Annotated in this window: 28 protein-coding genes; 19 read left to right on the top strand and 9 right to left on the bottom strand. The window is 58.2% G+C overall.

Features of this window, described 5'->3' with window-relative positions; all coding sequences use genetic code 11:
* The gene (gene hflK, locus IP81_RS05360) at positions 1 to 864 is read right to left on the bottom strand and encodes an FtsH protease activity modulator HflK (RefSeq protein WP_369800704.1); all 864 of its coding nucleotides are present in this window, start codon (positions 862 to 864) and stop codon (positions 1 to 3) included.
* Positions 865 to 1,431: 567 nt separating this feature from the next.
* Between hflK and IP81_RS05355 the strand changes: the two genes are divergently transcribed.
* The 7 genes from IP81_RS05355 (at position 1,432) to IP81_RS05325 (ending at position 10,478) form a co-directional block, all read left to right on the top strand.
* Entirely contained in the window at positions 1,432 to 2,199 is a 768-nt protein-coding gene (locus IP81_RS05355) for an Mrp/NBP35 family ATP-binding protein (RefSeq protein WP_231626241.1), read from the top strand.
* Complete coding sequence (locus tag IP81_RS05350) at positions 2,199 to 4,526, top strand: molybdopterin cofactor-binding domain-containing protein (RefSeq protein ID WP_054107069.1); 2,328 nt, start codon at positions 2,199 to 2,201, stop codon at positions 4,524 to 4,526. Before IP81_RS05355 ends, IP81_RS05350 begins: the two co-directional genes overlap by 1 nt.
* Positions 4,527 to 4,544: 18 nt before the next feature.
* Positions 4,545 to 5,558: a ferrochelatase gene (gene hemH, locus IP81_RS05345; RefSeq protein WP_054106959.1), complete on the top strand. Its 1,014-nt coding sequence runs from the start codon at positions 4,545 to 4,547 to the stop codon at positions 5,556 to 5,558.
* Between the two features lie 66 nt (positions 5,559 to 5,624).
* Complete coding sequence (locus IP81_RS05340) at positions 5,625 to 7,019, top strand: cytochrome P450 (protein ID WP_054106958.1); 1,395 nt, start codon at positions 5,625 to 5,627, stop codon at positions 7,017 to 7,019.
* Positions 7,020 to 7,133: 114 nt separating this feature from the next.
* Positions 7,134 to 7,394 (top strand): 30S ribosomal protein S20, encoded by a 261-nt coding sequence (rpsT, locus tag IP81_RS05335; protein ID WP_054106957.1) that lies wholly within the window; start codon positions 7,134 to 7,136, stop codon positions 7,392 to 7,394.
* Positions 7,395 to 8,075: 681 nt separating this feature from the next.
* Positions 8,076 to 9,482, top strand: a complete 1,407-nt coding sequence (dnaA, locus tag IP81_RS05330) for a chromosomal replication initiator protein DnaA (protein WP_157573093.1) — start codon at positions 8,076 to 8,078, stop codon at positions 9,480 to 9,482.
* Positions 9,483 to 9,710: 228 nt separating this feature from the next.
* Positions 9,711 to 10,478, top strand: coding sequence for a HesA/MoeB/ThiF family protein (locus IP81_RS05325; RefSeq protein WP_054106956.1), 768 nt, complete (start codon positions 9,711 to 9,713; stop codon positions 10,476 to 10,478).
* A 191-nt stretch (positions 10,479 to 10,669) separates the two neighbouring features.
* Here the strand turns inward: IP81_RS05325 and IP81_RS05320 are convergent, their stop codons facing one another.
* Positions 10,670 to 11,383 (bottom strand): NAD-dependent deacylase, encoded by a 714-nt coding sequence (locus IP81_RS05320; protein ID WP_054106955.1) that lies wholly within the window; start codon positions 11,381 to 11,383, stop codon positions 10,670 to 10,672.
* Positions 11,384 to 11,418: 35 nt separating this feature from the next.
* Here IP81_RS05320 and dapB point away from each other — a divergent pair, with 35 nt between their 5' ends.
* The 3 genes from dapB to IP81_RS05305 are packed head-to-tail and all read left to right on the top strand — an operon-like array spanning position 11,419 to position 13,261.
* On the top strand, positions 11,419 to 12,159 hold the full coding sequence (dapB, locus tag IP81_RS05315; RefSeq protein ID WP_054106954.1) for a 4-hydroxy-tetrahydrodipicolinate reductase: 741 nt from the start codon (positions 11,419 to 11,421) through the stop codon (positions 12,157 to 12,159).
* The gene (gene nth / locus IP81_RS05310; RefSeq protein ID WP_054106953.1) at positions 12,159 to 12,860 is read left to right on the top strand and encodes an endonuclease III; all 702 of its coding nucleotides are present in this window, start codon (positions 12,159 to 12,161) and stop codon (positions 12,858 to 12,860) included. Before dapB ends, nth begins: the two co-directional genes overlap by 1 nt.
* Complete coding sequence (locus IP81_RS05305; protein WP_054106952.1) at positions 12,857 to 13,261, top strand: lipoprotein; 405 nt, start codon at positions 12,857 to 12,859, stop codon at positions 13,259 to 13,261. The genes nth and IP81_RS05305 overlap by 4 nt, the downstream gene beginning before the upstream one ends.
* Before the next feature lie 53 nt (positions 13,262 to 13,314).
* Here the strand turns inward: IP81_RS05305 and IP81_RS05300 are convergent, their stop codons facing one another.
* Both IP81_RS05300 and aroC read right to left on the bottom strand, forming a co-directional pair.
* Complete coding sequence (locus IP81_RS05300) at positions 13,315 to 14,634, bottom strand: dicarboxylate/amino acid:cation symporter (RefSeq protein WP_082356002.1); 1,320 nt, start codon at positions 14,632 to 14,634, stop codon at positions 13,315 to 13,317.
* Positions 14,635 to 15,048: 414 nt separating this feature from the next.
* Positions 15,049 to 16,116, bottom strand: a complete 1,068-nt coding sequence (gene aroC, locus IP81_RS05295; RefSeq protein ID WP_054106951.1) for a chorismate synthase — start codon at positions 16,114 to 16,116, stop codon at positions 15,049 to 15,051.
* Between the two features lie 143 nt (positions 16,117 to 16,259).
* On the opposite strand from aroC, the gene IP81_RS05290 reads away from it, so the two are divergent.
* The 3 genes from IP81_RS05290 (at position 16,260) to IP81_RS19550 (ending at position 17,267) form a co-directional block, all read left to right on the top strand.
* Positions 16,260 to 16,571: an antibiotic biosynthesis monooxygenase gene (locus IP81_RS05290; RefSeq protein WP_054106950.1), complete on the top strand. Its 312-nt coding sequence runs from the start codon at positions 16,260 to 16,262 to the stop codon at positions 16,569 to 16,571.
* Positions 16,572 to 16,677: 106 nt separating this feature from the next.
* Positions 16,678 to 17,022 (top strand): arsenate reductase, encoded by a 345-nt coding sequence (locus IP81_RS05285; RefSeq protein ID WP_054106949.1) that lies wholly within the window; start codon positions 16,678 to 16,680, stop codon positions 17,020 to 17,022.
* Between the two features lie 26 nt (positions 17,023 to 17,048).
* Positions 17,049 to 17,267 carry a hypothetical protein gene (locus IP81_RS19550; protein WP_082356000.1) on the top strand — a complete coding sequence of 73 codons (219 nt, stop codon included), beginning with the start codon at positions 17,049 to 17,051 and terminating at the stop codon, positions 17,265 to 17,267.
* Between the two features lie 300 nt (positions 17,268 to 17,567).
* On the opposite strand, the gene IP81_RS20070 is transcribed toward IP81_RS19550, so the two are convergent.
* Positions 17,568 to 18,011, bottom strand: coding sequence for a hypothetical protein (locus IP81_RS20070; protein ID WP_157573092.1), 444 nt, complete (start codon positions 18,009 to 18,011; stop codon positions 17,568 to 17,570).
* A gap of 54 nt (positions 18,012 to 18,065) precedes the next feature.
* Positions 18,066 to 19,118 carry a hypothetical protein gene (locus IP81_RS05275; RefSeq protein ID WP_054106947.1) on the bottom strand — a complete coding sequence of 351 codons (1,053 nt, stop codon included), beginning with the start codon at positions 19,116 to 19,118 and terminating at the stop codon, positions 18,066 to 18,068.
* A 113-nt stretch (positions 19,119 to 19,231) separates the two neighbouring features.
* Here IP81_RS05275 and IP81_RS05270 point away from each other — a divergent pair, with 113 nt between their 5' ends.
* The 4 genes from IP81_RS05270 (at position 19,232) to IP81_RS05255 (ending at position 23,358) form a co-directional block, all read left to right on the top strand.
* On the top strand, positions 19,232 to 20,089 hold the full coding sequence (locus IP81_RS05270; protein WP_054106946.1) for a hypothetical protein: 858 nt from the start codon (positions 19,232 to 19,234) through the stop codon (positions 20,087 to 20,089).
* A 746-nt stretch (positions 20,090 to 20,835) separates the two neighbouring features.
* On the top strand, positions 20,836 to 22,164 hold the full coding sequence (locus IP81_RS05265) for a hypothetical protein (RefSeq protein WP_157573090.1): 1,329 nt from the start codon (positions 20,836 to 20,838) through the stop codon (positions 22,162 to 22,164).
* A gap of 1 nt (position 22,165) precedes the next feature.
* Positions 22,166 to 22,633, top strand: coding sequence for a hypothetical protein (locus IP81_RS05260; RefSeq protein WP_054106944.1), 468 nt, complete (start codon positions 22,166 to 22,168; stop codon positions 22,631 to 22,633).
* A gap of 176 nt (positions 22,634 to 22,809) precedes the next feature.
* The gene (locus tag IP81_RS05255; protein WP_054107066.1) at positions 22,810 to 23,358 is read left to right on the top strand and encodes a recombinase family protein; all 549 of its coding nucleotides are present in this window, start codon (positions 22,810 to 22,812) and stop codon (positions 23,356 to 23,358) included.
* Positions 23,359 to 23,364: 6 nt separating this feature from the next.
* Here the strand turns inward: IP81_RS05255 and IP81_RS05250 are convergent, their stop codons facing one another.
* On the bottom strand, positions 23,365 to 23,853 hold the full coding sequence (locus IP81_RS05250) for a hypothetical protein (RefSeq protein ID WP_157573089.1): 489 nt from the start codon (positions 23,851 to 23,853) through the stop codon (positions 23,365 to 23,367).
* Between the two features lie 38 nt (positions 23,854 to 23,891).
* On the opposite strand from IP81_RS05250, the gene IP81_RS05245 reads away from it, so the two are divergent.
* A complete protein-coding gene (locus IP81_RS05245) occupies positions 23,892 to 24,344 on the top strand; it encodes a hypothetical protein (RefSeq protein ID WP_054106942.1) in 453 nt (150 codons plus the stop codon).
* Positions 24,345 to 24,429: 85 nt separating this feature from the next.
* A complete protein-coding gene (locus IP81_RS21625) occupies positions 24,430 to 24,702 on the top strand; it encodes a DUF3768 domain-containing protein (protein WP_082355997.1) in 273 nt (90 codons plus the stop codon).
* On the opposite strand, the gene IP81_RS19545 is transcribed toward IP81_RS21625, so the two are convergent.
* Both IP81_RS19545 and IP81_RS21225 read right to left on the bottom strand, forming a co-directional pair.
* Entirely contained in the window at positions 24,692 to 25,981 is a 1,290-nt protein-coding gene (locus IP81_RS19545) for an McrC family protein (RefSeq protein ID WP_197274526.1), read from the bottom strand. The genes IP81_RS21625 and IP81_RS19545 overlap by 11 nt on opposite strands.
* An 8-nt stretch (positions 25,982 to 25,989) precedes the next feature.
* A partial coding sequence (locus IP81_RS21225; RefSeq protein ID WP_231626237.1) for a hypothetical protein occupies positions 25,990 to 26,180 on the bottom strand: 191 nt, incomplete at its 5' end.

Raw genomic sequence — 26,180 nt, 5'->3', positions numbered from 1 at the left:
TCAATTTCCTCCTGCGGCTGGCTTGGGCTGGGTCCGCTTCATTTCGGGCAAGGGCAGATAGGACTGCACATTGTTCGATTCGAGGATGACCTTGTCGGTCTGGCTCAATACGCGCTCCATCGTTTCGTAATACATGCGGCGGCGCGTGACTTCAGGCGCCAGCCGGTACTGTTCATAGACCTTGTCGAACGCGGTCGCCTCACCGCCTGCACGGGCGGTGAGCTGTTCGGCCCAAGCCTGTGCGCGGTTGATCTCGCTTTGCGCATCTTGTTGCGCTGCCAGCACTTCCTTGAACGCATCAACCACTTTGGTCGGCGGATCGGTTTTCTTGATATCGACGCCTTGGATCGACACGCCCGAGCGATAGGCATCAAGCACGCGCTGCATGCGGTCACGCACGTTCTGTTCGATCTGCTGGCGGCCCGAACCCATCGCATCGTTCAGGTTTACCTCGGCGATGGACTGGCGCATCGCGGCCTCGGCCACTTCGCGCACGGTCTGATCGGGTTCGGCCAATTGGAACGAATACTGCTTGAGGTCCTTGATGTTCCAGCGGACCAGATAGGTCAGGAACAGCAAGTTCTGATCGCCCGTCAGCATCAGCTTTTCGCCATCGCCTTCGGGAATCGATTCGCGGCGGATCGAGGTTACGTCGGTGACGCTGACCTGCTGGATCGGCCAGGGCATGGTGAGCGCCATGCCGGAATCGAGCGTGCGCGAATAAGAGCCGAACGTGGTGACGATGCCCTTTTCCTGCGGGGCAATGCGGTGGACCATCGAGGTGGCAAGCCAGATCGCGGCCACAATCGCAACGCCCACAGGGGCCCATGATTTGCCATCGGGCCGCTGCGGCAGGCGCGGCATGGTTGGGCCACGGCCTCCGCCGCCACCCCCGCCGCCCTTTCGGGCGCGGAAAATGTCTTCGATATTGGGGCCACGCCTTGGTGCGTCGCCTGATTGTGGGGGCAACCAAGGGTTGCGCGGGCCATCAGAGGGAGCGTCCCCTTGGGATGCGGATCCTTCATCCCCCGATGCTGGCGGTTCTCCGCTGCCTGATCCCCAGGGGCTTTTCTTGCCCGCCATGAAAAGTCCCCGTTCCCGGCCCAATCGCGCGATCCATCCAACCTGTTTGTTCATGATACCTACTATAGGAGCGGATTCCGTTAAAAACAGTGTCCATTCCCCAAAATTCATCTGCTAGGAGGCTGGCGACAGAATAGCTTAGGATTTGGTGTGAGCATTACAGAAGATGGCTTGGCGCAAGCATTGGCAGCAGCGGCAGGAGACAGGCTGCAAACCTGCAAGCTGACCGACGGTGTGGCAACGATCATGCTCGAAGTGGGCGGGCTGGAACGGCTGGATCGCGACAAGCTGGAAATGGCCGTCCGCGATGCGGCGCGGCAAGCAGGCGTTGCTGAAGTGCGCCTTGGCATGACCGCAGAACGCAAGGCGCGGGTGATCATTGCGGTGGGATCGGGCAAAGGCGGCGTCGGCAAATCGACGCTATCGGCCAATCTTGCCGTGGCGATGGCGCGGCTGGGGCGCAAGGTCGGGCTGGTTGATGCCGATATCTATGGCCCCTCGCAGCCGCGCCTGCTCTCTACCGAAGGCCGCCGCCCTGAAGCAGAGGGCAACAAGATGATCCCGATACCAAGCCCCTATGGCGTGCCGATGCTGTCGATGGGCCACCTTGTCCAACCCGGACAGGCCATTGCGTGGCGCGGGCCGATGGCGGGCAATGCGCTGAACCAGTTGATCGATGCGCATTGGGGCGAGACCGAAATCATCGTCGTCGATCTGCCGCCGGGCACCGGTGACGTGCAATTGACGATGCTTGCCAAGCATAAGCCCGCAGGCGCGGTGATCGTTTCCACGCCGCAGGATCTGGCGCTGATGGATGCCACGCGTGCGATCGGTCTGTTCGAACAGGGCAAAGTGCCGCTGATCGGCATGGTAGAGAACATGGCGGGATATATCTGTCCGCATTGCGGCGAGGAGAGCGATCCGTTCGGCCATGGCGGGGCCGAGGCTGCGGCCAAGACGATGGGCCTGCCGTTCCTTGGCCGTGTGCCGCTTGATCTGGCGATCCGGCAGGAAAGCGATGCAGGCAACCCGCCCGCAGCAGGCGATACCCCGCAGGCAGAGGCGTTCTTGTCCATCGCGCGCGGCGTGCTCGCATGGTTGGACGCCAAACGCTGATGCGGCTGACGCGGCGCGGGATGCTGGTGGGCGCAGGGGTGGGCGGCGCGCTGCTTATCGCCTTTCCGCTCATCCCTCGCCGCCATGGCGTGCCGCTGGTGGCGGGCAAGGACGAACATGTCGTCGATGCCTTTCTAAAGGTGGGCAAAGTCCGGTCAGCGAGCGGCAAGACGGATTGCGTGCTGACCGTGGCGGTGCCGTTCTGCGAAATGGGGCAGGGCATCACCACGCTGGTGGCGCAGATTATCGCCGATGAGGCGGGGGCCGATTGGCGCAAGGTTGCGGTTGAGGCCGCGCCGATCAGCGCAGCTTATGCCGATCCGGTGCTTTCGGCGCATTGGGCACCGCTGTGGATGCCGGTGTTTGCAGCGTTGGGGGATGATCCTACGGGCCTTCTCCCGCGCCTCCATGCCGAACGCGAGCCAGTGATGATCACCGCCGATGGCACGGCGCTGGCCGCGTTTGAAACGCCGTTGCGCGAAGCGGGCGCTGCATTGCGGGCGATGATGGCGCAGGCAGCAGCAGACCGGTGGGGCACTGGCTGGGAGGAATGCGAGGTCAAGGACAGCGAGGTGCGCTACCAAGGCAAGCGCGCGTCCTTTGCCGATTTGCTCGATAGCGCGGTGACATTCGATCCGCCCGCCATTCCGGTGCTGCGCGCCGATCCCCCGCGTGAGCCGCCGGGGCAATATCCCGAAGGGGCGCCGCCACGCCATCCCCGGATCGATCTTCCCGCCAAAGTCGATGGCAGCTTTACCTTTGCAGGCGATGTGCGCCTGCCCGGCATGGTCTTTGCCGCCATCGCGCACGGGCCGCAGGGCGCAACCGTGCTTTCCAGTTATGACAAACAGGCCGCCGCCGGGGTGCGCGGGCTGGTGGGCGTGGTGCGGGCCAAGCGTTGGCTGGCTGCCGTTGCCTCCAATTGGCACGCTGCCGACAAGGCAGTGCGCGCGATGGAGCCGCAGTTCAAGGCTGATGGCCCTGTGGCCGAAAGCGAAAAGGTGCTGGTCGCCATCGACAAGGCGCTCAACAAGGGCGAGCCGACCCGTGTCTATGCCGAGGGTGACCCCGATCCACTGCTGACAAAGCCCAGCCTCTCGGCGCGCTATGATGTTGAACCCGCACTCCACGCCCCGCTCGAAACCGCGAGCGCCACAGCGCGGATGCGGCAGGGCAAGCTCGAACTGTGGATCGCCACCCAGGCACCCGAACGCGCAAGGCGGGCCGCAGCCCGGGCGGCAGGCCTCTCGCGCCATGATGTGATCGTCTATCCGATGCATGCAGGTGGCAGCTTCGATGCGCGGCTGGATGTGCGGATCGCAGCAGAAGTGGCCACGATTGCCACCACACTGAACAAGCCGGTACAGCTTACATATTCGCGCTGGCAGGAATCGCTGGCAGGTGTGCCGCGCACGCCGCTTTCGGCGCAACTCGATGGCGCGTTAAGCCCGGACAAAGTCCAGGTGCTCGGCTGGCGCGCGCGGCTGGCGATGCCTGCCACGGCGCGCGAATCAGGCGCGCGGCTGCTGGATGGCTGGGGCATTGGCGATGCGCTGGGCCTGCAGGACAGCGCTGATCCGATGGCGTGCGAAGGCGCGCTGCCGATGTATCGTATCCCGGCAAAGGCGGTGGACCATGTGCCGGTGGCGCTGGGCCTGCCCACGGCGCGGTTTCGGGGCCAAGCGCACGGCTACACCGCGTTCTTCACCGAAAGCTTCATTGATGAACTGGCGCACCTTGCCAACAAGGAACCGCTGTCGTTCCGCATCGCCATGCTGGAGGGGCAGCCCCGGCTGGTTGATTGCCTGAGCGGGGTGGCGCGGCTGGCGCAGTGGGATGGCGGGGTTGAGGCATCGGGGCAGGGCATTGCCTGCCACCGCATGGACCTTTCCACCGGAGAAGATGGGGCCACCGGTCAAGAGACGCCGCGTTCGGGCTTTATCGCGGTGGTGGCAACGGCCCGCGCCGAGGCAGGCGTGGTGCGGGTAGAGCGGATCAGCGCTTATGTGGATATTGGACGTATTGTGAATATGGGCATCGCGCGCCAACAAATAGAGGGTGGGTTGATGTTCGGTCTGGCCCATACGGTTGGCGGATCCACAAGTTATGCTAAAGGGCGGCCCTTGGCAGGCCGGTTATCGCAACTGGGCCTGCCTTTGCTTGCCGATTGCCCCAAGGTTGATATTGTCTTTGCCGACAGTAAGGCAGAGCCGTTCGACCCGGGTGAATTGGGTATGGTTGCCGTGGCTCCTGCTGTTGCCAACGCTTTATTCTCTGCCACGGGCGCGCGTTTCCGCCGCCTGCCGCTGATTTCCGAAGGCTTATAAACCTTCCAAAGGATTCCAATGCAACGCCCCGCTGATCACCCGATTATCGCTACCGGCAAAGTCGGCGTTCTGGTCGTGAACCTTGGCACGCCCGATGCGCCCGATACCGCGTCGGTGAAGCGCTATCTCAAGGAATTCCTTTCGGACAAGCGCGTGGTCGAAATCCCCACCTTGATCTGGCAGCCGATCTTGCGCGGTATTATCCTGAATACCCGGCCCAAGAAATCGGCCCACGCCTATGCGCAAGTATGGTCTGATGAAGGCTCACCGCTGGCGGCGATTACCGCAGCACAGGCGCGCGCGCTGCAAGTGCGATTGGGCGATGCAGCGATTGTGCGCCACGCGATGCGCTATCAATCGCCAGCGATGGCCAAGGAGCTTGATGCGCTGCTGGAGGCCGGGTGCGAACGCATCCTCGTTGCCCCGCTCTATCCACACTATTCGGGCGCAACCACCGCCTCGGCGCTTGATGCGCTGGCCGATTGGATCAAGGCTCGCCGCCGCTTGCCCGCATTGCGCACCCTGCCGCCCTATCATGATGATCCGGCCTATATCAGCGCGCTGCATGCCGATCTTGGCCGCCAGATCGATGCGCTGGATTTCAAACCCGAACTGCTGATGCTCAGCTTCCACGGCATGCCAGAGCGCACTTTGCATCTGGGCGATCCCTATCATTGCCATTGCCGCAAAACCGCGCGGCTGGTGTCGGAACGCTTTGCCACAACACATCCCGGCCTGCGTATTGAAACCACGTTCCAATCGCGCTTTGGCCGGGCCAAGTGGCTTGAACCGGCAACCGATACGGTGCTGATCGCCGAAGGGCAAAAGGGCACCAAAGCCATCGCGATTGCCGCGCCCGGTTTCTCCGCCGATTGCCTTGAAACGCTGGAGGAACTCGCGATTCGCGGGCAGGAAGATTTCTTTGAAGCAGGCGGTACGCATTTTGCCTCGCTCACCTGCCTCAACGCAGGCGATCACGGCATGACCATGCTGGAAACGCTGGTGCGGCGCGAACTGGCGGGCTGGATCTAATCGCGCTTGGCGTCTTCGGATATCCATGTTAATTGATCGGTTAAATGTACAAAACCGGGAGATATCATGGCCACTATTGCGCCAGATCTGAAGGCCGAACTCCATACGGATCGCGCCAATCCGCATTGGGTGCGGCTGGATGGCGATCACAAGCTTGATCATATCCCCGGCGAGGATGGCTGGCCGGTAATGGGCACCACGATCATGCAATTGTCTGATCCGATCGGATTCCAGCAGCGCATGACCGAAACCTACGGCCCGGTCTATCGCACGCGCAGCTTCGGGCGGCGCGGGGTGAACCTGATCGGCGCTGAAGCCAATGAACTCGTGTTGTTTGATCGCGACAAGCTGTTTTCGAACGAACAGGGCTGGGGACCGGTGCTGAACCTGCTGTTCCCGCGCGGGCTCATGCTGATGGACTTTGAACCCCACCGCGCTGATCGGCGCGCGCTGTCGATCGCGTTCAAGCCCGAACCGATGCGTGCCTATTGCGGGGTGCTCAACACCGATATCGGCAATGCTGTGGATCGCTGGGGCGGTCCGATGCAGTTTTACGATGCGATCAAGGCGCTGACGCTCGACACCGCTGCCTCCAGCTTTCTGGGCCTGCCTTTGGGGCCAGAGGCCGATGTGCTGAACAAGGCCTTTGTCGACATGGTGCAGGCCTCGGTCGGCGTGGTGCGCAGGCCGCTGCCGTTCACCAAGATGGGCAAGGGCGTTGCCGGGCGGCGGTTGATGGTCGATTACTTCGGCAAGCTGTTGCGGGAACGCCGGACCAATCCGGGGCAGGATATGTTCAGCCAGTTCGCGCTTGCCACGCGCGAAGACGGCACGCTTTTGCCTGAAGACGTGGTGGTAGATCACATGATCTTCCTGATGATGGCTGCGCATGATACGATCACCTCTTCGGCCACGGTGCTGTTCTGGCAATTGGCCAAGAATCCCGGCTGGCAGGAGCGGCTGCGCGCCGAAGCCCGCGCGGTGACGGGCGGCGATGGTCTGCCTGTCGGTTATGATGATCTGGGCCAGATGGAATTGACTGAGCTGGCGTTCAAGGAAGCGCTGCGGTTCATGCCGCCGGTACCCAACATGCCGCGCCGCGCACTGCGCGATTTCGAATTTGGCGGCTTCCGTATCCCGGCGGGCACGAACATCGGCATCAGTCCGGCAGCGGCCCATGCCGATCCCGCGCATTGGCCCGATCCCGAACGCTTCGATCCGCTGCGCTTCACGCCCGAGAATGTGGCGGGGCGGCACAAATATGCGTGGGTGCCGTTTGGCGGGGGCGCGCACATGTGCCTTGGTCTGCATTTTGCCTATATGCAGGTCAAGTTGCTGGTCAGTCACATTCTCACGCGCTACGAGGTGACCATGCAAGCAGGCCGCGATCCTTCGTGGCAGGCTTGGCCCATCCCGAAGCCGCGCGATGGACTTCGCGTCGAGTTGCGCCGAATCTGTTGACGATTCGGTGCGCTACCGTTAAGGGCGCCGCTTTCCGGTGGTGTATTGCCACCACCCAGAAGATTTTCGCGGCCCGTCTCGTGCGGCCCGCCACAGGACGAGAAACAGGAAAACATGGCCAACACGCCGCAAGCTCGCAAGCGCATCCGCCGCAATGACCGTCGCGCCGAAATCAACGGCAACCGTCTTTCGCGCATCCGTACCTTCGTGAAGAAGATCGAATCCGCGCTTGAAGGTGGTGACAAGACCGCCGCTGCTGAAGCGCTGAAGGCTGCACAGCCAGAACTGGCGCGCGGTATTGCGCGTGGCGTGATGCACAAGAACACGGTTGCCCGGAAGATTTCGCGCCTGACCAAGCGGGTGGCCGCTCTCTGATTCGCGACTGCCGATTCGCGCTTTTGGCCGCCCGGTCGGGACCGCCTAAGGAGCGTGTGTCAGGATATATACGCGAATATATATGCAAAAAGGCCGACGGTAACCCGTCGGCCTTTTTCGTATGTCATACATAGCAAAGCGTGAATGACCTACGAATGTAGCATTGTGACAGTGTGCAGACGCAGCAAGTCACGGAAACAACACGATTCGCTTGGTCTATTCTGGAAAAATATTACTTATCAATAGCTTGATGCAGTTCTGCGGGGATTGGCGAGTCAAGGGCATTTATTTCAGTTTTTTTGCGCCCCTTCGCTTGCCTTCATGGGTAATCGGCCAATAAACAGGGCTCCTACCGACGACGGGAATCATCGTCTTCCGGTATCACTGAAATCATTTCCATTGTCGTCCGCTATACATCTGTGTGGTCGGGCACAGAAAATTTGTGCCTGCGGGACCTGATCGGTCCGCGCAAGTTTTTGGCAGTCAGGGTAGCGACGGGTGAAGATGCAAGAAGTCGCAAGAGAGAACGCCATACAGCGTGTGGATGCAGGTATCGCCGGGCAGACGCAGGGCGTCGTGTCCGGAAGCACGGGTGGGGGCGCCATCACGGAGGGGTTGGGGATCGTGGTAGCCGCAAGCACCGAACGTAGCAGTACAAGCAAGAAAGGGCGGGATAACGCGATGATCGAAGACCAGGAAGCGCTGGATCTGGCAGCAGACTGGGCCGACATCAGCCAGGGCCTGAAGAAGGACCTTGGGCCGCAGCTTCACACGCAATGGATCAAGCCGATCCAGCTTGGTTCGTTCTGCAAGGAAACTGGCACGCTCGATCTGTTCTTGCCGACCGAATTCTCGGCCAATTGGGTCGCTGACCGCTTTGCCGATCGCCTCAGCCTTGCGTGGAAGATCGCGCGTTCCGAAGTACGTCAGGTGCGCATCACCGTGCATCCGCGCCGCCGTTCCTTGCCCGAACTGCGGCTGGGTGGTGACGCGGCTGTGCAGCCGCGCATGGTATCGCACATGGCCGCACAGATGGCGGGCTCACCGATGATGTCCGATACCGCGCTGTCGGGCCTCGATCCTTCGCTGACCTTTGCCGAATTCGTCTCGGGTTCGGCCAATGTGCTGGCGTTGAACGCCGCACAGCGCATGGCCGCGATTGAAACGCCACAGTTCTCGCCGCTCTATCTCAAAGGCTCGACCGGGCAGGGCAAGACGCACTTGCTCCATGCCATCGGCCACGCCTTTGCCGCCAACAAGCCGGGTGCGCGCATCTTCTACTGCTCGGCCGAACGCTTCATGATCGAATTCGTCCAAGCCATGCGCTCGAACGAGATGATCGAGTTCAAATCGCGCCTGCGCGGGTTTGATATGCTGCTGGTCGATGACATCCAGTTCATCATCGGCAAGGCATCGACGCAGGAGGAATTCCTCCACACGATCGATGCGCTGATGAGCGCTGGCAAGCGCCTTGTCGTGGCCGCTGATCGTGCGCCACAGGCTTTGGACGGGGTGGAGCAACGCCTGCTCTCGCGTCTGTCGATGGGCCTTGTTGCCGATATCCAGCCTGCCGATATCGAACTGCGCCGCAAGATCCTCGAACACCGTCTCGTACGCTTTGGCAGCACGCAAGTGCCGTCCGATGTGATCGAATTCCTTGCCCGCACGATCAACCGCAATGTGCGCGAGCTGGTGGGCGGCTTGAACAAGCTGATCGCCTATGCCCAGCTCACCGGCCAGCCGGTGTCGCTGCAATTGGCCGAAGAACAGTTGACCGACATCCTCTCGGCCAACCGCCGCCGCATCACGATTGATGAAATCCAGCGCACGGTCTGCCAGTTCTACCGCGTTGATCGCACCGAAATGGCCTCCAAGCGCCGCGCCCGCGCGGTTGTGCGGCCGCGTCAGGTGGCGATGTATCTCGCCAAAGTGCTCACCCCGCGTTCGTACCCCGAAATCGGGCGCAAGTTTGGCGGGCGCGATCATTCCACGGTGATCCATGCCGTGCGCCTGATCGAGGAACTGCGCACGCGCGATGCCGATATGGACGGCGATGTGCGCACGCTGCTGCGCCAGTTGGAAGATTAAAGGGGTTTCAAGAGGGTTCACGCAGAGACGCAGAGAAGAAGTTGAGACGCGGAGAGATGTTGCGCTTGCGGCAAAGCCGCTCAACAATCTTAGCCTCGGCCTCTGCCGTGATCGTAGATTGACAAAGGGGCCTGTCGGCCCCGCACTACCTCTCTGCGCCTCCACTTCTTCTCTGCGTCTCTACGCGAACCCCTTCCTCTTTCTACCCGCAATCCCTAACTGCAAGCCATGACTCCAGACCGCCTCGACCGCTTCGCCCGCCATATCGTCCTGCCTGAAGTGGGCGCGGTGGGGCAGGCGAGGCTGGCCGCAAGCCATGTCGTGCTGGTCGGCATGGGCGGCATCGGCTCGCCCGCGCTTCAGTACCTTGCCGGAGCAGGCATTGGCCACCTGACCCTGATCGATGATGATGTGGTCGAGGCCAGCAATCTCCAGCGCCAGACGATCTATACCGAGGCCGACATTGGCCAGCCCAAGGCCGCTGCTGCCGCCGCATGGGCCGCGCGATTTGATCCGGTTTTAACGGTCACGCCCCATGTCATCCGCATCACCCGCGACAATGCCGACAGCCTGATTACAGGCGCTGATGTTGTGCTGGACGGCTGCGACAACTTCGCCACCCGGCTTGCGGTATCAGATGCATGTGTGGCGGCGGGCATCCCGCTCACCTCTGCCGCGCTCGGCCGGTTTCAGGGGCAAGTGGCGAACTTTGCTGGGCACCGTACCGACCACGCGTGCTATCGCTGCTTTGTCGGTGATGCCTTTGATGCCGAGGATTGCGATAGCTGCGCCGACATGGGCGTGCTGGGCGCGATGGTGGGCATGGTGGGTGCATTCGGGGCGATGGCCGCGATGCGCGTGCTGCTCGAAGGCGTGAGCACGCTGGGCGATCCGCAATGGGGCCAGTTGCACGTGCTTGATGGCCTCAAACCCGGCTTGCGCACGATGCGGATTGCGAAGGATGCGGAATGCGGGGGGTGTGGCGAGGCCTTGTAAAGGGTTTCACGCAGAGGCGCAGAGAAGAAGTGGAGACGCAGAGGGGGCAGTCTTGGCCGCAAGGCCTCCCAAAAATCCGGCCATGCACAAGAAGGCTTGGTCAGGTTTGAAAAACGGCTTCGCCGTCAAAACCAACCCCTCCGCGTCTCCACTTCTTCTCCGCGTCTCTGCGTGAACCAACTTTCTTCGCTTCAAGCACCCAGCAATTCATCCACCCACGCGGGCACGATTTCGCTGGCAGGGCCCAACCGCGTCTCATGGAACCACGCCGAGCCTTTGCTGCGTTCAAGGTTCAACTCCAGCGTTTGCGCACCCAGATCGCGCGCGCGGCGCACCAGCCCGCCCGCAGGGTAAACCGCGCCAGACGTGCCGATCGATACAAACAGATCAGCCTCGGACAGCGCCGCATAGATATCGTCCATCCGGTAGGGCATTTCGCCGAACCACACGATATCGGGCCGCAGCGCCGGTTCTTCGCACGACGGGCAGGGCGGGCGCTGGATCAGCGGGCCGGTCCAGCGGTGGCGTGCATCACAAGCGGTGCACCACGCGTTGAGATGTTCGCCATGCATGTGCAGCACGTTGAGCGCCCCGCCCCGCTCGTGCAGATCATCGACATTCTGGGTGACGATCAGCACTTCGCCGCCTGCCCGTTTGGGCCATTCGCGGTCAAGACGCGCCAGTGCGACATGCGCAGGGTTAGGCTGTTTGGTCTGGATCGCCGCGCGCCGCATGTCGTAAAACCGCAGGACAAGATCGGGATCGCGGGCGAATGCTTCGGGCGTGGCCACGTCCTCAACCCGGTGCTGTTCCCATAGGCCCCCTTCGCTTCGGAAGGTATCAATGCCCGATTCGGCGGAAATTCCCGCCCCGGTGAGAATGACGATATTGCGCAGGTGTTGCATCGGGACCATGAAGCACAGCGACCAAGGGACAGGCAATGACCAAAGACGTAACACGAATCGGAATTATCGGCAGCGCTGGACGAATGGGCAATGCGTTGCAGGCCGCGATCATTGCGGCAGGGCACAGCTTTGCCGGCGGCATCGACAAGGGCGGTGATCCGCTCGCGCTCGCCAAGGCCAGCGATGTGCTGGTCGATTTCTCGGCGCCTGCCGCGCTGGAGTTCAATCTGGATGTGGCGATCCATGCGGGCATCCCCATCGTGATCGGCACCACCGGTTTGGAAGAGCGCCATCACTGGCTGGTCGATGCCGCAGCGGTCAGCATTCCCGTGCTGCAAACCGGCAATACCTCGCTGGGCGTCACGCTGCTTTCGCACTTGGTGCAAGAGGCGGCGCAGCGCTTGGGCGAGGATTGGGATATCGAGATCGTCGAGACGCACCACCGTATGAAAGTGGACGCGCCATCGGGCACGGCTCTGCTGCTGGGTGAGGCTGCCGCCAAAGGGCGCGGTGTGCATCTGGCCGACGAAGCCGTACGCGGGCGCGATGGCATCACCGGCGCGCGCAAGGCGGGCACCATCGGCTTTGCTTCCCTGCGCGGTGGCAGCGTAGCGGGCGATCACTCGGTCCACTTTCTGGCCGACAATGAACGCCTGACCTTCTCGCACCTTGCGGAAAATCGCGGTATCTTTGCCAAGGGCGCGGTCCGCGCGGCGGAATGGCTGCTGGGCCGTGATGCAGGACGTTACACCATGCCCGACGTTCTGGGCCTCTGATGAAAAAGGCGGACGTCTTCGAATTCTTCCGCCGTCTGGCCGAGGCGAATCCATCGCCCGAGACCGAGCTGGAATATGGCAATGTCTACCAGTTGCTGGTGGCGGTGACGCTTTCGGCACAGGCAACCGACGTTGGCGTGAACAAGGCGACGCGCAAGCTGTTTGCGCAAGTGAAGACGCCGCAAGACATGCTCGATCTGGGCGAGGATGGCCTCAAAAGCCACATCAAGACCATCGGCCTGTTCAATGCCAAGGCCAAGAACGTGATGGCGATGGCTGAAATCCTTGTGCGCGAACATGGCGGAGAGGTTCCGGCAGATCGCGATGCGCTGACCGCGCTGCCCGGCGTGGGGCGCAAGACTGCCAATGTTGTGATGAACTGCGCGTTTGGCGCGGAAACCTTCGCGGTCGATACGCACATCTTCCGTGTTGGCAACCGCACCGGCCTTGCCAAGGGCAAAACCGTGCTGGCGGTCGAGAAGGGGCTTGAGAAACATGTGCCCCAGCCATTCCGCGTGGGCGCGCATCACTGGCTGATCCTGCACGGCCGCTATATCTGTAAAGCGCGTACGCCCGAATGCTGGCACTGCCCGCTGGTTGACCTTTGCGCTTTTAAGGTCAAAGTTCTGGAGAAGGGGGCGAAACCGGCAGTGGCGGCAAAAAAGCCGCGCGTAGCCAAGAAGCAGGAGAGCATGACATGAAGCGCATGACTTTTACCCTCCTCACCGCAGCAGCGCTCACCGGATGCGCGGCGCAAGGCGGCGGACGCCAAAACACCAGTGGTCACAGCAAAGATACCCCTGCGGTCAAGGTTGTGGGTGACCCGGTCACTTGCCTCCCGATCCAGTCGATCCGTGAATCGCGCGTCCGCGATGATCACACCATCGATTTCCGCACCGGCAACAACCGCTGGTATCGCAATAGTTTGCCCAGCCGTTGCAACGGCCTCGGCTTTGAACGCACCTTCACTTATGCGACATCGCTCAGCCAGGTGTGCAATGTCGATATCATCACGGTCCTTGCCAACCTGGGTGGCCCCGGCTTCATGCCGCGCGGATCGTGCGGGTTAGGGCAGTTCACGCCGGTTGAGTTCGTGAAGTAAGGCGTCAAATTCCTCCCCGTTTGGCCTTCGGCAAAACAGGGAGGATTTTTGGGTTAGCCCTCGAAATTCACCGGATCGAGGTTCAGCCCCGCCCGCCCATCGGCGGCTGTATGCGCAGGTGCTTCCGGCGGTTCGGCATCGGGGTCGAGCGGTGGTTGCAACATGCCTTCCCATTTGGTGATCACCGATGTTGCCACCGCATTGCCCACCACGTTGGTGGCGCTGCGGCCCATGTCGAGGAAGTGGTCGACGCCCAGCACCAGCGCGATGCCTTCGACCGGCAGGCCAAACTGGTTGAGCGTTGCGGCAATTACCACAAGGCTGGCGCGCGGCACCCCGGCAATGCCTTTGGACGTGACCATCAGCGTCAGCAGCATCACGATCTGGCTGGAGATCGGCAGTTCGATGCCATAGGCCTGCGCGATAAACAGTGCGGCAAAGCTGGTGTAGATCATCGACCCGTCAAGGTTGAAGCTATAGCCCAGCGGCAGGACAAAGCCCGATATACGGCGTGGCACGCCGAAGCGGTCCAACTGCTCGAACAGCTTGGGCAGCGCAGCTTCGGAACTCGCGGTGGAATAGGCGAGCAGCAATGGCTCGCGGATATAGCGGATCAGCGTGAAGATGCGCCCGCGCAGGAAGATTGCACCCGCGCCCAGCAGGATCGCCCACAGGATCAGCATGGCGAGGTAGAACGATCCGACCAGCTTGCCGTATGTCACGATGATGCCGAGTCCGCGCAGCGCGATGACCGACGAGATTGCGCCGAACACCGCGAACGGGGCAAAACGCATGACATAGCCGGTGATCGTCAGCATCACTTGCGCCAAGGCCTCGGCCCCGCGCACCAAAGGCGCACCCTTTTCGCCCACGGCAGACAGCGCGATGCCAGCGAAAAGCGAGAACACCAGCACTTGCAGAATATCGTTCTTGGCCATCGCTTCAATAGGGCTGGCGGGGAAGACCGAGAGCACAAAGTGGCGGAAGGTGAAATCGCCCGTCGCCAGTTCGCCCAGATCGCCGGTTGGCGTCAGTTCAAGGCCGACACCCGGCTTGAGCAGGTTGACCATGATCAGGCCCAGCGTGATCGAAACGAAGCTGAACGTGACGAACCACGCCAGCGAACGCCCGCCGATCCGGCCCAGCGCCGCGCTATCGCCCATGCTGGCAATGCCGGTGACGATGGTGGCCAGCACCAGCGGCGCCACGATCATCTTGATCAGTCGCAGGAACACATCGGGCAGCAGTTTCAGCGTATCGGCGGTGAACGCCAGCGTTGCATCGCCCTTGGCGTAACCGGTGTTGAGCGCGTAACCGACGATGATGCCGAGCACCATGCCGACAAGGATGTATAAGGTGAGGCGCTTGGCCAAAGGAATGCTCCCGCAAGAATGTTGCGGCTGAGACTAACGACCTTTCACGCGAAACCCAAGCGCTTCAAACCACCTTTGTGGTGCGGCGGGTGAGCCTTGGGCATGGCATCCCGACAGACCGTCGTCACCCTTAACGTCTATGTCTCGATTCAAACCTGCGGCGCGGGCATCAAAGGCTGTAATGTTTCACGCAGAGGCGCAGAGAAGAAGGGGAGACGCAGAGAGATTGTGGGGGCCGAAGGCCCCTTTGTCGATCAACGATCGCGTAAGGGGCAAGGCAAAGATTGATGAGCGGCGTTGCCGCAAGCGCAACACCTCTCCGCGTCTCGACTTCTTCTCCGCGCCTCTGCGCGAACCCCTCTTGCCTATCGCGGAAGGGACTATCTCTCCAACCACACCGGAGGAGCCTGTGGCTTACCCGCACTGCGCGCGGTGGAGCAGCTTTTGATCCGCCAGCACCAGCGCCATCATCGCTTCGAGCACCGGCACCCCGCGAATCCCCACGCACGGATCGTGGCGGCCCTTGGTGAACAGTTCGGTCGCCTCGCCCTCACGCGTGATCGTGGGCATGGGTGTGAGGATCGAAGAGGTTGGCTTGAACGCGACGCGCACCAGCACCGGCTGTCCGGTGGAGATGCCACCTGCGATTCCGCCGGCATGGTTGGCGGTAAACTCCGGTGCGTTTACACCCGGCCGCATCGGATCGGCATTGCCCTCGCCAGTATTGGCCGCAGCGGCAAAGCCATCGCCGATTTCCACGCCCTTCACCGCGTTGATACCCATCATCGCGTGCGCCAGTTCGGCATCAAGCTTGGCATAGAGCGGCGCGCCCCAGCCAGCAGGCACGCCCGTGGCCACGCATTCCACCACCGCGCCCAGCGATGAACCCGATTTGCGCGCGTCATCCACCAGCTTTTCCCAGCGGGCAGCGGCTTGTGCATCAGGGCAGAAGAACGGGTTGTTGCCGATTTCGGCTGCGTCAAAGTTCGCCATATCAATGGCATCGCCGCCAATCGCGCTGACATAGCCAAGGATGGAAACTTCCGGAATCACCAGCCGCGCCACGCCGCCGGCGGCCACCCGCGCTGCGGTTTCGCGCGCCGAAGATCGCCCGCCGCCACGATAATCGCGAAAGCCGTACTTGGCGTCATAGGCATAGTCGGCGTGGCCGGGACGATAGGCCTTGGCGACATCGCCATAGTCTTTCGAGCGCTGGTCCACATTCTCGATCATCAGGCTGATCGGCGTGCCGGTGGTCTTGCCTTCAAACACGCCCGAAAGGATGCGCACCTGATCGGGTTCTTGCCGCTGCGTGGTAAAGCGCGATTGGCCGGGGCGGCGCGCATCGAGATAGGGCTGGATATCCGCCTCGCTCAAGGCAAGGCCGGGAGGGCAGCCATCAACCACAGCGCCCAGCGCCGGCCCGTGGCTTTCGCCCCAGGTGGTGAAACGGAATACGTGACCAAAACTGTTCAGGCTCATGGGCGCGCAATGTCCGAATATTGGTGAAAACGCAACACCACCCCCCGGCCCCCTCGTCTGAAGAGGAGGGGGAGCAGAAAAAAGCCCCATCCTCTTCAGAGGAGGGGGTTGGGGGCGGTGGCCCGACACGCTAAGCTCCGCCCATGTACCTCGTCGTCTTCCGAAACCGCAAACGCGCCGATATCGATGCCGCCGCCTATTCGGCTGACGCGGTGCAGATGGAGGCGCTCGCCCACGCGCAACCCGGCTTCCTCAGCTTCAAAAGCTACACCGCCACCGATGGCGAAGTCATCGCGCTGTCAGAATGGGCGGATATGGACGCAGCCCTTGCCTGGCGGCGCGTGGCCGAACACGCCGAAATGCAAGCCAAAGGCCGCACCGACTACTACGAAAGCTATACCCTCTACGCAGGCACCCCTTCGCGCGTGCACCACTTCAACAGGCAGACTCCATGAGCATCACGGTTTACGGCATCCCCAATTGCGAGCAGAATGCAAGGGTTGTAGACAAAATCTAGAATGACCTAAATTATTGAAAATTATACAGAATAAAGGGATTGCAATGGCCGCCATAGTGTTTGGGATTCCTAACTGCGATACTGTCAAACGTGCTCGCACCTGGCTTGGTGAGCATGGCGTTGCCTATAACTTCCACGACTACAAGAAAGCTGGGGCAGACGCCGACAAGCTAGCTATTTGGATCGACAAATTTGGTTGGGAGAAAGTGCTGAACCGCGCTGGGACGACGTTCAAGAAGCTGTCAGACGACGTGAAAGCGGATTTGGACATAGAGAAAGCTATTGCGATTATGATGGAAAATCCATCTGCCATAAAGCGCCCGATTGTCGAATATGACGGCGGCATCTTGCTGGGCTTCAACGCTGATGAGTGGGAAAAGGTGCTATAGATCGACTGCTGCCGCATAAATACAATATGAGATTTTATGAATTCGCCACCAACAAGCCGCGAAAACCGCGCAAGCCCAAGAAACCCATGACACCTGAGCAATCCATGGTGGCTGCTAGAAAACGTCAGGTTGATACTGCCAAGCAGGCGTTGCAATCGGTCAAGGATCAACAGAAGCAGCGGAAAGCAGCGGAACGCGCAAAACGGATTTCCTATTCAGGAACCTTACAGCAACGATCAAACTGATCTTCGATCTGCTCTCAGTCTTCAGGTCAGACCTCCATTCTACCCACATACGCTGACGAGCTGTCATGTCGATCTAAACCAGACGCGAATGGCTACGAGTGTAGCGGTGTAGTGAGGTGGAATGAGATTAACTATGTAGAAAACTTCATGGGTTGGCTCACTAGTAGTGAAATTTGACAATGAAAACGCCCCCACGGCGAACCGTGAGAGCGTTTACGAACCTTCGCCGTTGAGCATGACGCCCTCCGTGGGTATTATATAGCCACACTAACGCGGTGGCATGTGTCATTTGTCGGTCTATTAAAGCTTCAACACGACGTAATTGTTGCAGAAGTGCTTAAACTTGTTGGTCTTCCACCAATGAAAATAAAGTGCGTGGTATTCATTGGTAAGCCTCGGGTCTTCGAAATATGTCATAAATGCAATTCTGACAGGTCGAACACGACCCCACATTGTCCGTCGTTTATTGTAAATTGTGTCCATTGTTTTGCAGAATTCATCTTGCCAGATATTAAAGAATTGGGCCTCGTCAGGTCGAGCTATAACGTGGAAGCCGCAAGCATTTTTCTGTGTTTCGAACATCACGATGTAGCCGAAACTTCCCGAGCTTTTGCGATTACGGGCCCTAGTGAACAGATATTTTCGATTGAGTGGGTGCATAATGACCTCCTTGAGATTGTGGATATAAAAATGCCCACCGCCACTGATGGGAGACAGTGGGCATTCACCTTCGCCGTCGAGCATGGCGCTCTCCGTGGGTTCGATGTGCAGCCAGACTAACGCGCTGGCATGTGGCGTTTACATAGGATCAGGGCTAGCGAAGTCGTTGAAGTCTGCTGGCACGGGGATCGCAGCAATTGCGTTTGCAATGGCTCGTTGCACAGCGTCCTTTGGAACGCCTGCTTGGATGAGAGCAGCGACCTGATCCTGCGTCCCATCGCTGGTAATAACATTCAGGGCATCTGCATCGAGCTTAGCTTGACGAGCATCTTCATTGGCTTGCGATTTGTCGTCTTCCTTTTGGAACTTTCGCCCGCGACGGATGACGTAATTTTCGTACTTGGCCCGGCCCCAGTCCGTGTAACCAACGATCACCATTTTCCCGTCAACAACCTTGAAGACGGCCTGCCCGTAGCGCAAAGTCTCAGGGACGCTTTTTGCGGCAGCAAAAACGTCGCCATTCAGGCCTGCGTCCTCGCCACGTGCGATGAGTTTGTCGCGCTTGCTTTGCTGACTACAGCTCAAATTGGTAGGGACAGAAGCAGGCTTCGATGTGGAGCCAGGATTGCGCTTGCGATCCCGCATCTCAATACCCAGAAGGCCGCCACCGAATTCAGAGTCGTTGAAGTTCTGGATGGTCTCGACCACCTTGTCCTTATCTACGCCTTTTTCGCCAAGGTAACGGAGAACGTTGGCGTATTTTTCAGCGGAACGATTAGGCGTACAGACAATTGATTTGCCATCCTCAGTTTCAACTTCTTGTACGTTTCCGTAAAGAAGTGTAACGAGAGCCTTCCAAAAATTTTTCGAGTTTAGATTTTTGACGAGATTACCAAGACCGTTGTCGGCAAGAACTATTTTGAACTCGCTTGCATCAACAGAGTTCAGCCTGATTACCCAGCCGATCTTGTAGACTTCCTGAAGCTGCTTGTACGTTATCGTGCGCGTATCAGTTTCTAGCTTAGCGATGGCCTTATTGTCTGCGGCCAGCACGTTCGCTTTGAACGCCTTTACGACATCCTCGATGCGCTCACGCCTGAAATCGCGCGCGTCCGCACGGGTGATGCCTGTACGCGCGCTGTAGATAACCTGTTCGTGCGGCGTGGCGTCGGTGACAGTGGTATTTGGCATTTCAATTCTCCTTCATCGACGCGGCACAATGCGGCGTCGTGAGGCCTTGATACGGAAAGGTTGTCTGGTTACGTGAATGACAAGATTATTTTTAGGATTCTGGCCAACCCCCAATGCAAGAAAAGCACCTGTCAATCGTTGGTGACGACGCAAACTGGTTTAAGCTCTGGGGATGGTATCTCAGGGCAAGCCCAAGCTATGAACGAGCGCGTTATTTCAGGACTGGTGTGTCGTTTGGCGGTGGCGATCTGCCCGCCGATTTTGACACTGTCCTTAGGGTATATGATGCCTTTGGGGACGTAAGGTTCATGTCCATCAATCGATGGTGGCGATCCGTAGCTATTCCGCAATTCGGTGTATCTGAGGACCGTCCAAGGGTGACGCCTTTGGGGTCTATCAGGCACTATGATGAGGATGATCGCTTGGCGCGCATACGAAGCAGCGTCAGGGATTATCTAAACGAGGAGTGGCTGGACCAAATTCAGCCAACGTCGATTATCGCTTCAATACCCGTTGGTCTGCCGAAGGCGCAGATCATGAAGCAGATTTCTGAGATGGTCGATGAAATAGCTGAGCGTGAAGCTCGAAGTGGAGCAAATACGCTGAGAGGCAACGCAGCCTTCAAGCTGGCGCGCTCGTCAAAGCTGCATTACGCGACGATGATGCGATACCTCAAATGCCTGCATGTAAAGTCGGCAAATCCGAAAATGACCTTGTGGCAAATTGGGGCGACGGCGGGCTTGAGTGTGCAGCACCGCTTGTTAGACCCGTCAGCAGAGCCAAATGCAGACAATGAAAAAGCTAGAACGTCATTGAAGGAACTGACGAGCCGTGCGCTTCTACGCGGGCATATGATTGCCGAAAATGCGGCAAGGGGCATCTTTCCTAGTTATGCCAAGTGCACCCACGCTATGCCAGTGGAATACTCTTTCATACACCGTAAAAGATTCAATTTTTTCCCTAGTGAATGAACTTGAATAATTCCGTGCTTAATCGTGCGGTAGATGACAGAATTGATCCAATCCAACCTATCCATTTTTGCATTGGAGTATTGTTAAAGCCTGTAACACGGCACCAGACGAAAAAGGCTTCGCCAATCTGTTCGCCGCTTTGCGTCCGTCGATTGAGATACCTGAATACAAATCAAACAAGCAAGCAATGGCCGTGTCAGGGACGTATTGGACGGCGAAGCTTCCAATGCGGGCCGAATGGCCAATTGCTATCACGCGCCAGAGCCGCAGGCGTGGTGCGGGATATGTTGATGATTGCTATGGCCTTGCTCTGGCTATCGCCAATCGCAACGCCACAAAAAACAACACCGCCTGCCTATCCAAGCCACTTCGCTGCGCTCGCTGGCTTGGATACGCCGCTTTGCGTCGTTTTTGAGCCTCTTTTCAATTGGTTGATGTAACGAAAACTATCTTAAAGACAGTATATAAAAATTACATGTCTGGTGCCGTGTTACAGCGTAAATCGGGCCAATTCCGTTTGCGAAAAGATAAATAAAACTGAGCGGCGGCATCCCGCATTTGTCCAAATCGTGTTCTCGCCGCCGCTCATTGAACACGGACAAAGGGACACATGGCGGGAATGATGCTCGGACAATGGCATCTGGGACAAAGGAGAACACTATCGAATGAATACACGAATTTACTATGTTTCTGCGCCTGCTGGATCAGGCAAAACCTACCAACTCGAACAACACGCGGCCAAGTTGGTGGCCAGCCAGAACAGGAAAATCCTGATCGCGCAGCCGACCACGCACCTCATCCGACAAACCGCTGTAAACCTGCGCCGCGAAAATCCCGGCTTGTCGGTCAAAACCATCTACAGCAATGCCCAACAGGATGCCGTTATGCCGCGCATTGAAGCCCACATGGCCGGTACGGACGCAGCCAAAGGCCAAATTCTGCTCGTGAGCCACGAAGCGCTCAAGCGTTTACCAGCGGCCTATCGCCAACATTGGGATTTGTTCGTAGACGAAATCCCCAGTGTGTTCGAGTGCCTGACGCTTCGGATCGTGAAGACCCACACGCACCTGACCGACCATATCAAACTGGAAGACCTTGGCCGTGGCATCAGTGCGGTGAAGATTGCTGCTGGCCATCAAGCGCCCTTGGAAACCTTGCTACGCAACGACAGCCAGGACGAACTGCTGGACCATTTCGGCCAAATCGCCAGCCATCTGTTGGACGAGCATCGCACCGTCATGGTGGAGACAGAATGCTATCAGGCCTTGCTGGACGGCAGCAAAGCCAAGGGGGAAATCAATTTCTTTTCGATCCTTGGGCCTGAGTTCGTTCAGGGGTTTAATTCCGTGACGCTCATGGGTGCCAATGCGCTGGAAACGGAATTGTTCGTACTGTGGGGCACGCGCACGGATGTTAGCTTCGTGCCGCATCCGATTTTGACCAAGGCCTTGCGTTACTACAGCCATCAGAACGGCCCGCGTCTAACCGTCAATTATCTGTTCGAGCAAGAATGGTCGATTTCACGCTCTCAGCGGGTCAGCGACGACACAGGGCTAACTTTGCTCGATGAAGTCGGCGATTTCATCCAGCGCTTTTTCGCCGGGCAGCGCTTTCTATGGGTAGCCAACAAGTCAGCGGACATGCTGATGTTTGATCGCAGCGACCGCTTGCCTGCCGTCAGCCACGGCCTCAACGAACCGCATTTCATCTCCTGCCACGCCGTGGCCAGCACCATTGCGCTCGTTCACAACCATGCCAGCGCGAAGTTTCTGGGAATGCTCGGCCTTAGCGATCATCAAATCCGCACGGTGATCTGCTATCAGGCAGAATATCAGGCCATCATGCGCTGCTCGCTGCGCGATCCCGATGCCATTGCTCCCGTGACCGTCATCGTACCCAGCTGTGCCAGCGCGGAATGGATCGCGGGCAAATTTGCCGGGGCGGTAATCAGCAAGCTCAGCACGGGGCTAGATTGGGAGGTCGGGAAAGTTGGTCGCCCTAAGGCCGTACGACCTATGACAAACAAAGAGCGGGTCAGGAAGCATCGCGAACGCAAAAAATTGGAGGCGGCTTGAGATGGGTATTGACGCTATACTGCGGGACATTGCGAAACGTCACGGGGTTCCCGTCGGCTTTGACGATTTGAAGCGAGAGCCGCTGAGTGACGACCAAAAGCGAGCATTCCGAGATAATCTCGCAAACTCCCTGCAACCGACCTTCACGGGAATGCCCATGCCATTGTCGCAGGTCGAAACGCAATCAGGTGTGGCATGCGTTGCCGTCCAAACGCTTCGTGGACTGATTGACGAGGCCGAGTTGATCCCAGCAAGGTTGGAAATTGCGATGTTGGATATCGTTAGCGGCGCAGCGAGGTTGCCCCGCATTAAGTTTATCGGGTTGGAAAACTGTATTCAGGTCGAGCAAGGACGGCATCGCATAACAGGGTTGCACCTGCTCGGTTTTGAATTCGCTGAAGTCAGTTTCCTGTTAGATCAAGCGGACAAGATGCGAACAATTTTTGGGGACAATTTTCGTATTCTATAGGTCGGGCAGTCCGTTTCTTTTTCCTCACTAGTAGTGAAGCGCCGCCTTGCGCCGCATTCAGGTAGTCCCTGTCGTGACAGTCGCATTCCGCGCTGCGGCTGTCACATTTAGGTCGATTTCCCTCTAAAATGACATCAGATGGTGTGGCTCCAGAACCAAAAGTGACAGGAGCACAAATGATTGTCGGCTATGCGCGTGTCAGCACCACGGACCAATGTTTGGACGTCCAGATGGACGAACTTTCTGCTCACGGCTGCGAGCGCATCTTTCAGGATCAGGCCAGCGGCACGAACCGTGACCGTGCGGGGCTAATCGAAATGCTGCAATTTGTCCGCGAGGGCGACAGCATCGTGGTCAGCAGGCTCGACCGTTTCGCTCGCTCGCTGACCGACCTGTTCCAACTGTTGGCCGAACTCAGCCGCAAGGGTGTGGCGTTTCAATGCGTCCACCAAAGCATCGACACCAGCAGCAGCACGGGAAAGTTGACCCTCGCGATTTTGGGCGCGGTGGCGGAATTTGAAAACGACATTCGCAGGGAGCGACAGCGCGCAGGGATTGCGAAGGCCAAGGCCAACGGGGTCTACAAGGGGCGCAAGGCTCGGATTGATGCTGAGCGGGTCAGGGAGTTGGCCGCTCAGGGCATGTCGGCAGGCGCGATTTCACGTGAGTTGGGATGCCATCGCCAATCGGTATATCGCATGATCGCTGCGCCAGCAGGCCTATAGGTTGGTTCAGACCCTCGTGCGGACGATAGCGCTGTAGTCGCGATACGCATCAAGCTCACTTTGAGTGATCTGCCCGCACTCTTGATAAAGCGCGGCAAGGTGCTGATAATAATCAAATTCGATAGGGCAAGGTTCATATGCGTGGGTCTTGACGCCGAGCCAGACGCGGTAAAGTGTTCGGTCTTCCGTTCCGTTCGGTTCAGCATCATCAGGGCACAGCTTTTCCATCAATGCCGCCGCCGCACTGCCAAACTCTTGATACATCGCGTTGGTGATCTTGAGGTTGGGCAAGCCTACTTCCCAGTTCTCAACCTGCGAGCGAAAGAAATCAGTCCATCGGTCGGCCAAGGGCAAGGCGTGTTCTCCGCAGTTAGGCTTATTGTGATACCATATGCGAATTGTGGAAAAGTTAACCGCCCGCAGCGGCATCAAACGATCAGATGATTCGAATAGATACCTGAAATCTCCGATCGACCGTCTGAACGACGATGCCATCGACTGACCTTGACCATAAAGGCCAAGGAGAAGTGAAAATGTCGATCCTCAAGACCCTCAAGCTGACCGCTGCCACTCGCAACGTGACCCTGACGCCCGAGCAGGTGCTGCGCGGTAAGTTGGTCAGCTATCTCAACGAGCAGAAGGCACTCGCAGAAGCAGAAATCGGCGGAACGGCGTTCAGGGCCACCAAGCGCGTTACCCGCACCAACGAAGCGGGCGCAAAGGTCCGTGTTGATGCCCCGCGTCATGTCCGTAAGGGTTGGTTTACGGATGCTGTCGGCAAGACGTTCTTCCAAATCCGCTACGGCAGCAAACCACTCGAACTGGCCAAGGGGATGAATGCCGTGGAGGTTGAAAACCTTGCAGGTTTGCCCGCTGTTATCAATTCGATCCTTGAAGCAGTCCAAGCTGGTGAACTGGACATACAAGCAAAGGCTGCGATTGCCGACCGTAAGGTTAAGCGCAAAACCAAGCAGGCAACCGCATGATGGCTGGCGATGCGAGGCGGGCAGCAATCGCTCGCCTCAATGACCGCTTCCGTTCCACGGGTAGTGAGGGCCAGTCCCCCTTACGCTGGCCATCGCGGGATTGCCGAAAGGCGAGTTGAATGAGGTCGCTGGCGCGGTCAGGCGTTTTGACACATTTACGCCTGAAAATAACCCATACGGCAAGCATTACTGCGCCTCACTAGTAATGGCAGGGCATCGGATCATCGGGAAGATCGAGTATTATCCGCCAAATTACGCGGGTAACGACCCCCACCTTGCCGACGATCCGTTCGCCAAGCGGGCAATGACGATCATGCTGAATAAAAAGTCGCAGTCTATTTTATGCACTAATTATTGATTGGAACCAATCCGAAAATCGACGAAGAGAACGAACTTTCTTCTGAATGCAAATCTTCTGCGCCTAGATCTATACCATAACCCTTTACATCGACATGATCTATTTTTCCTATATCGTAAAGACCTCTAGTAGAATCACCATCGCATTGGTGAACCAATACAACTATATTTGTTCGATAGCAAATAGCGTAGGTTACCGCTTGATTTATATCATCTCTATTTGGCTTATCTTTATATTTTACTTCAATTATAAGCGATCGCGCGCCCGCTATACCTAAGACTATGTCTGGTTGGGCGAGCTGTCCCTTTTTGTTATCAAAGAGCGGACGTTTTCCATCTCGATTACCATCGCGTACGAAGACATGATTTGGTCGACGCAGTTGCAAAACCCGTCGCGCATATTCTTCAAAAATCTCATCAAAATTCACAATGAAGGATGATAGAGACACATCCTCGCCGGTTGTATCAAGTGAAATACCTGTTCCAGACAATATCATCAAAGCAATTTCTGTTGCTCGATAATAGTAGGCGCGTTGCTGAGGGAAGCGTAGTCCAGCGATATCGCCCCGCACAGCTTCTAAATCTGGAATGCGAAGCCCTCCAATAACTGAAGGAAAACTCCCGTATGTCAAATTCACTGACCGGATCAGCTTCTTCTTTTCATCGCTGGTCGGCTGCATGCGCAAAAGAACGTGCTGCAATGCAGCCTTTAGGATTCGATTCACGGGAACATCTGATGTTTGCTCAAATGTGGACGTCTGGGCCAAATGTCGCTGACCTTTGGCCCATGCTCGCAGAGTCCCGTTTAGTTCCAGTCTGCCGCGGGGGTTACCGCTAATGTGGCTCTTGGGTTGGTAGGATTTGAGAAATCCGCCCTCAATTATAGGCATGAGCGAATCCCGAAAGTTCAGCGCTAGAAATTCCAACACGCTGGCGCTGCCTAACGTGTCATTTAGATACAAGCGGCTTGCATTGGGTAACAAGGAAAGCGAGCGGTGAGCAATGTCCAGAACGCGAGACAAATTGCTGACGGGCAACTTTGGCCGCACGTCCACGGAAATCTGCGGAGTAAGGGGAATTATCCCGATATATGGTCCAGCGGTTAATATGACCCGGCGGCGTCTAAATTGAAGAAATAGAAGCCCCCTTTCTTCTACCTGCGGAAACACTTCAATGCTTCCCGAAGGGGCAACAGTCGAAAGTGACAGTTCCAGCGATTTTCTGGATTGCAGGCGATAAAGGGTTCGCCCGTCAGGCAACAGCTCACCGACCTCGTTCAAAGGCGAGTTCACTGATCAGCCGTCGCCGGTGCTACCGGCTGATCAACCGGTTGACTTTGGTCTGCAATTATATCGGCGAAGCAGGTAGACCAAATGTCATCAATTTCCTGACGGGTATCGGAGTCATAGCGGTATTTTTTGTGTAAGACCCTGATTCGGAAGTTTTTCAATTCCAGCAATATCTTGCGGTTCTGCGTGT

It is taken from the genome of Novosphingobium sp. AAP83, from assembly GCF_001295795.1.
Lineage (GTDB): Bacteria > Pseudomonadota > Alphaproteobacteria > Sphingomonadales > Sphingomonadaceae > Novosphingobium.
The sequence above is the reverse complement of the archived record's forward strand: the minus strand, read 5'-3'. Positions and strand labels throughout refer to the sequence as shown.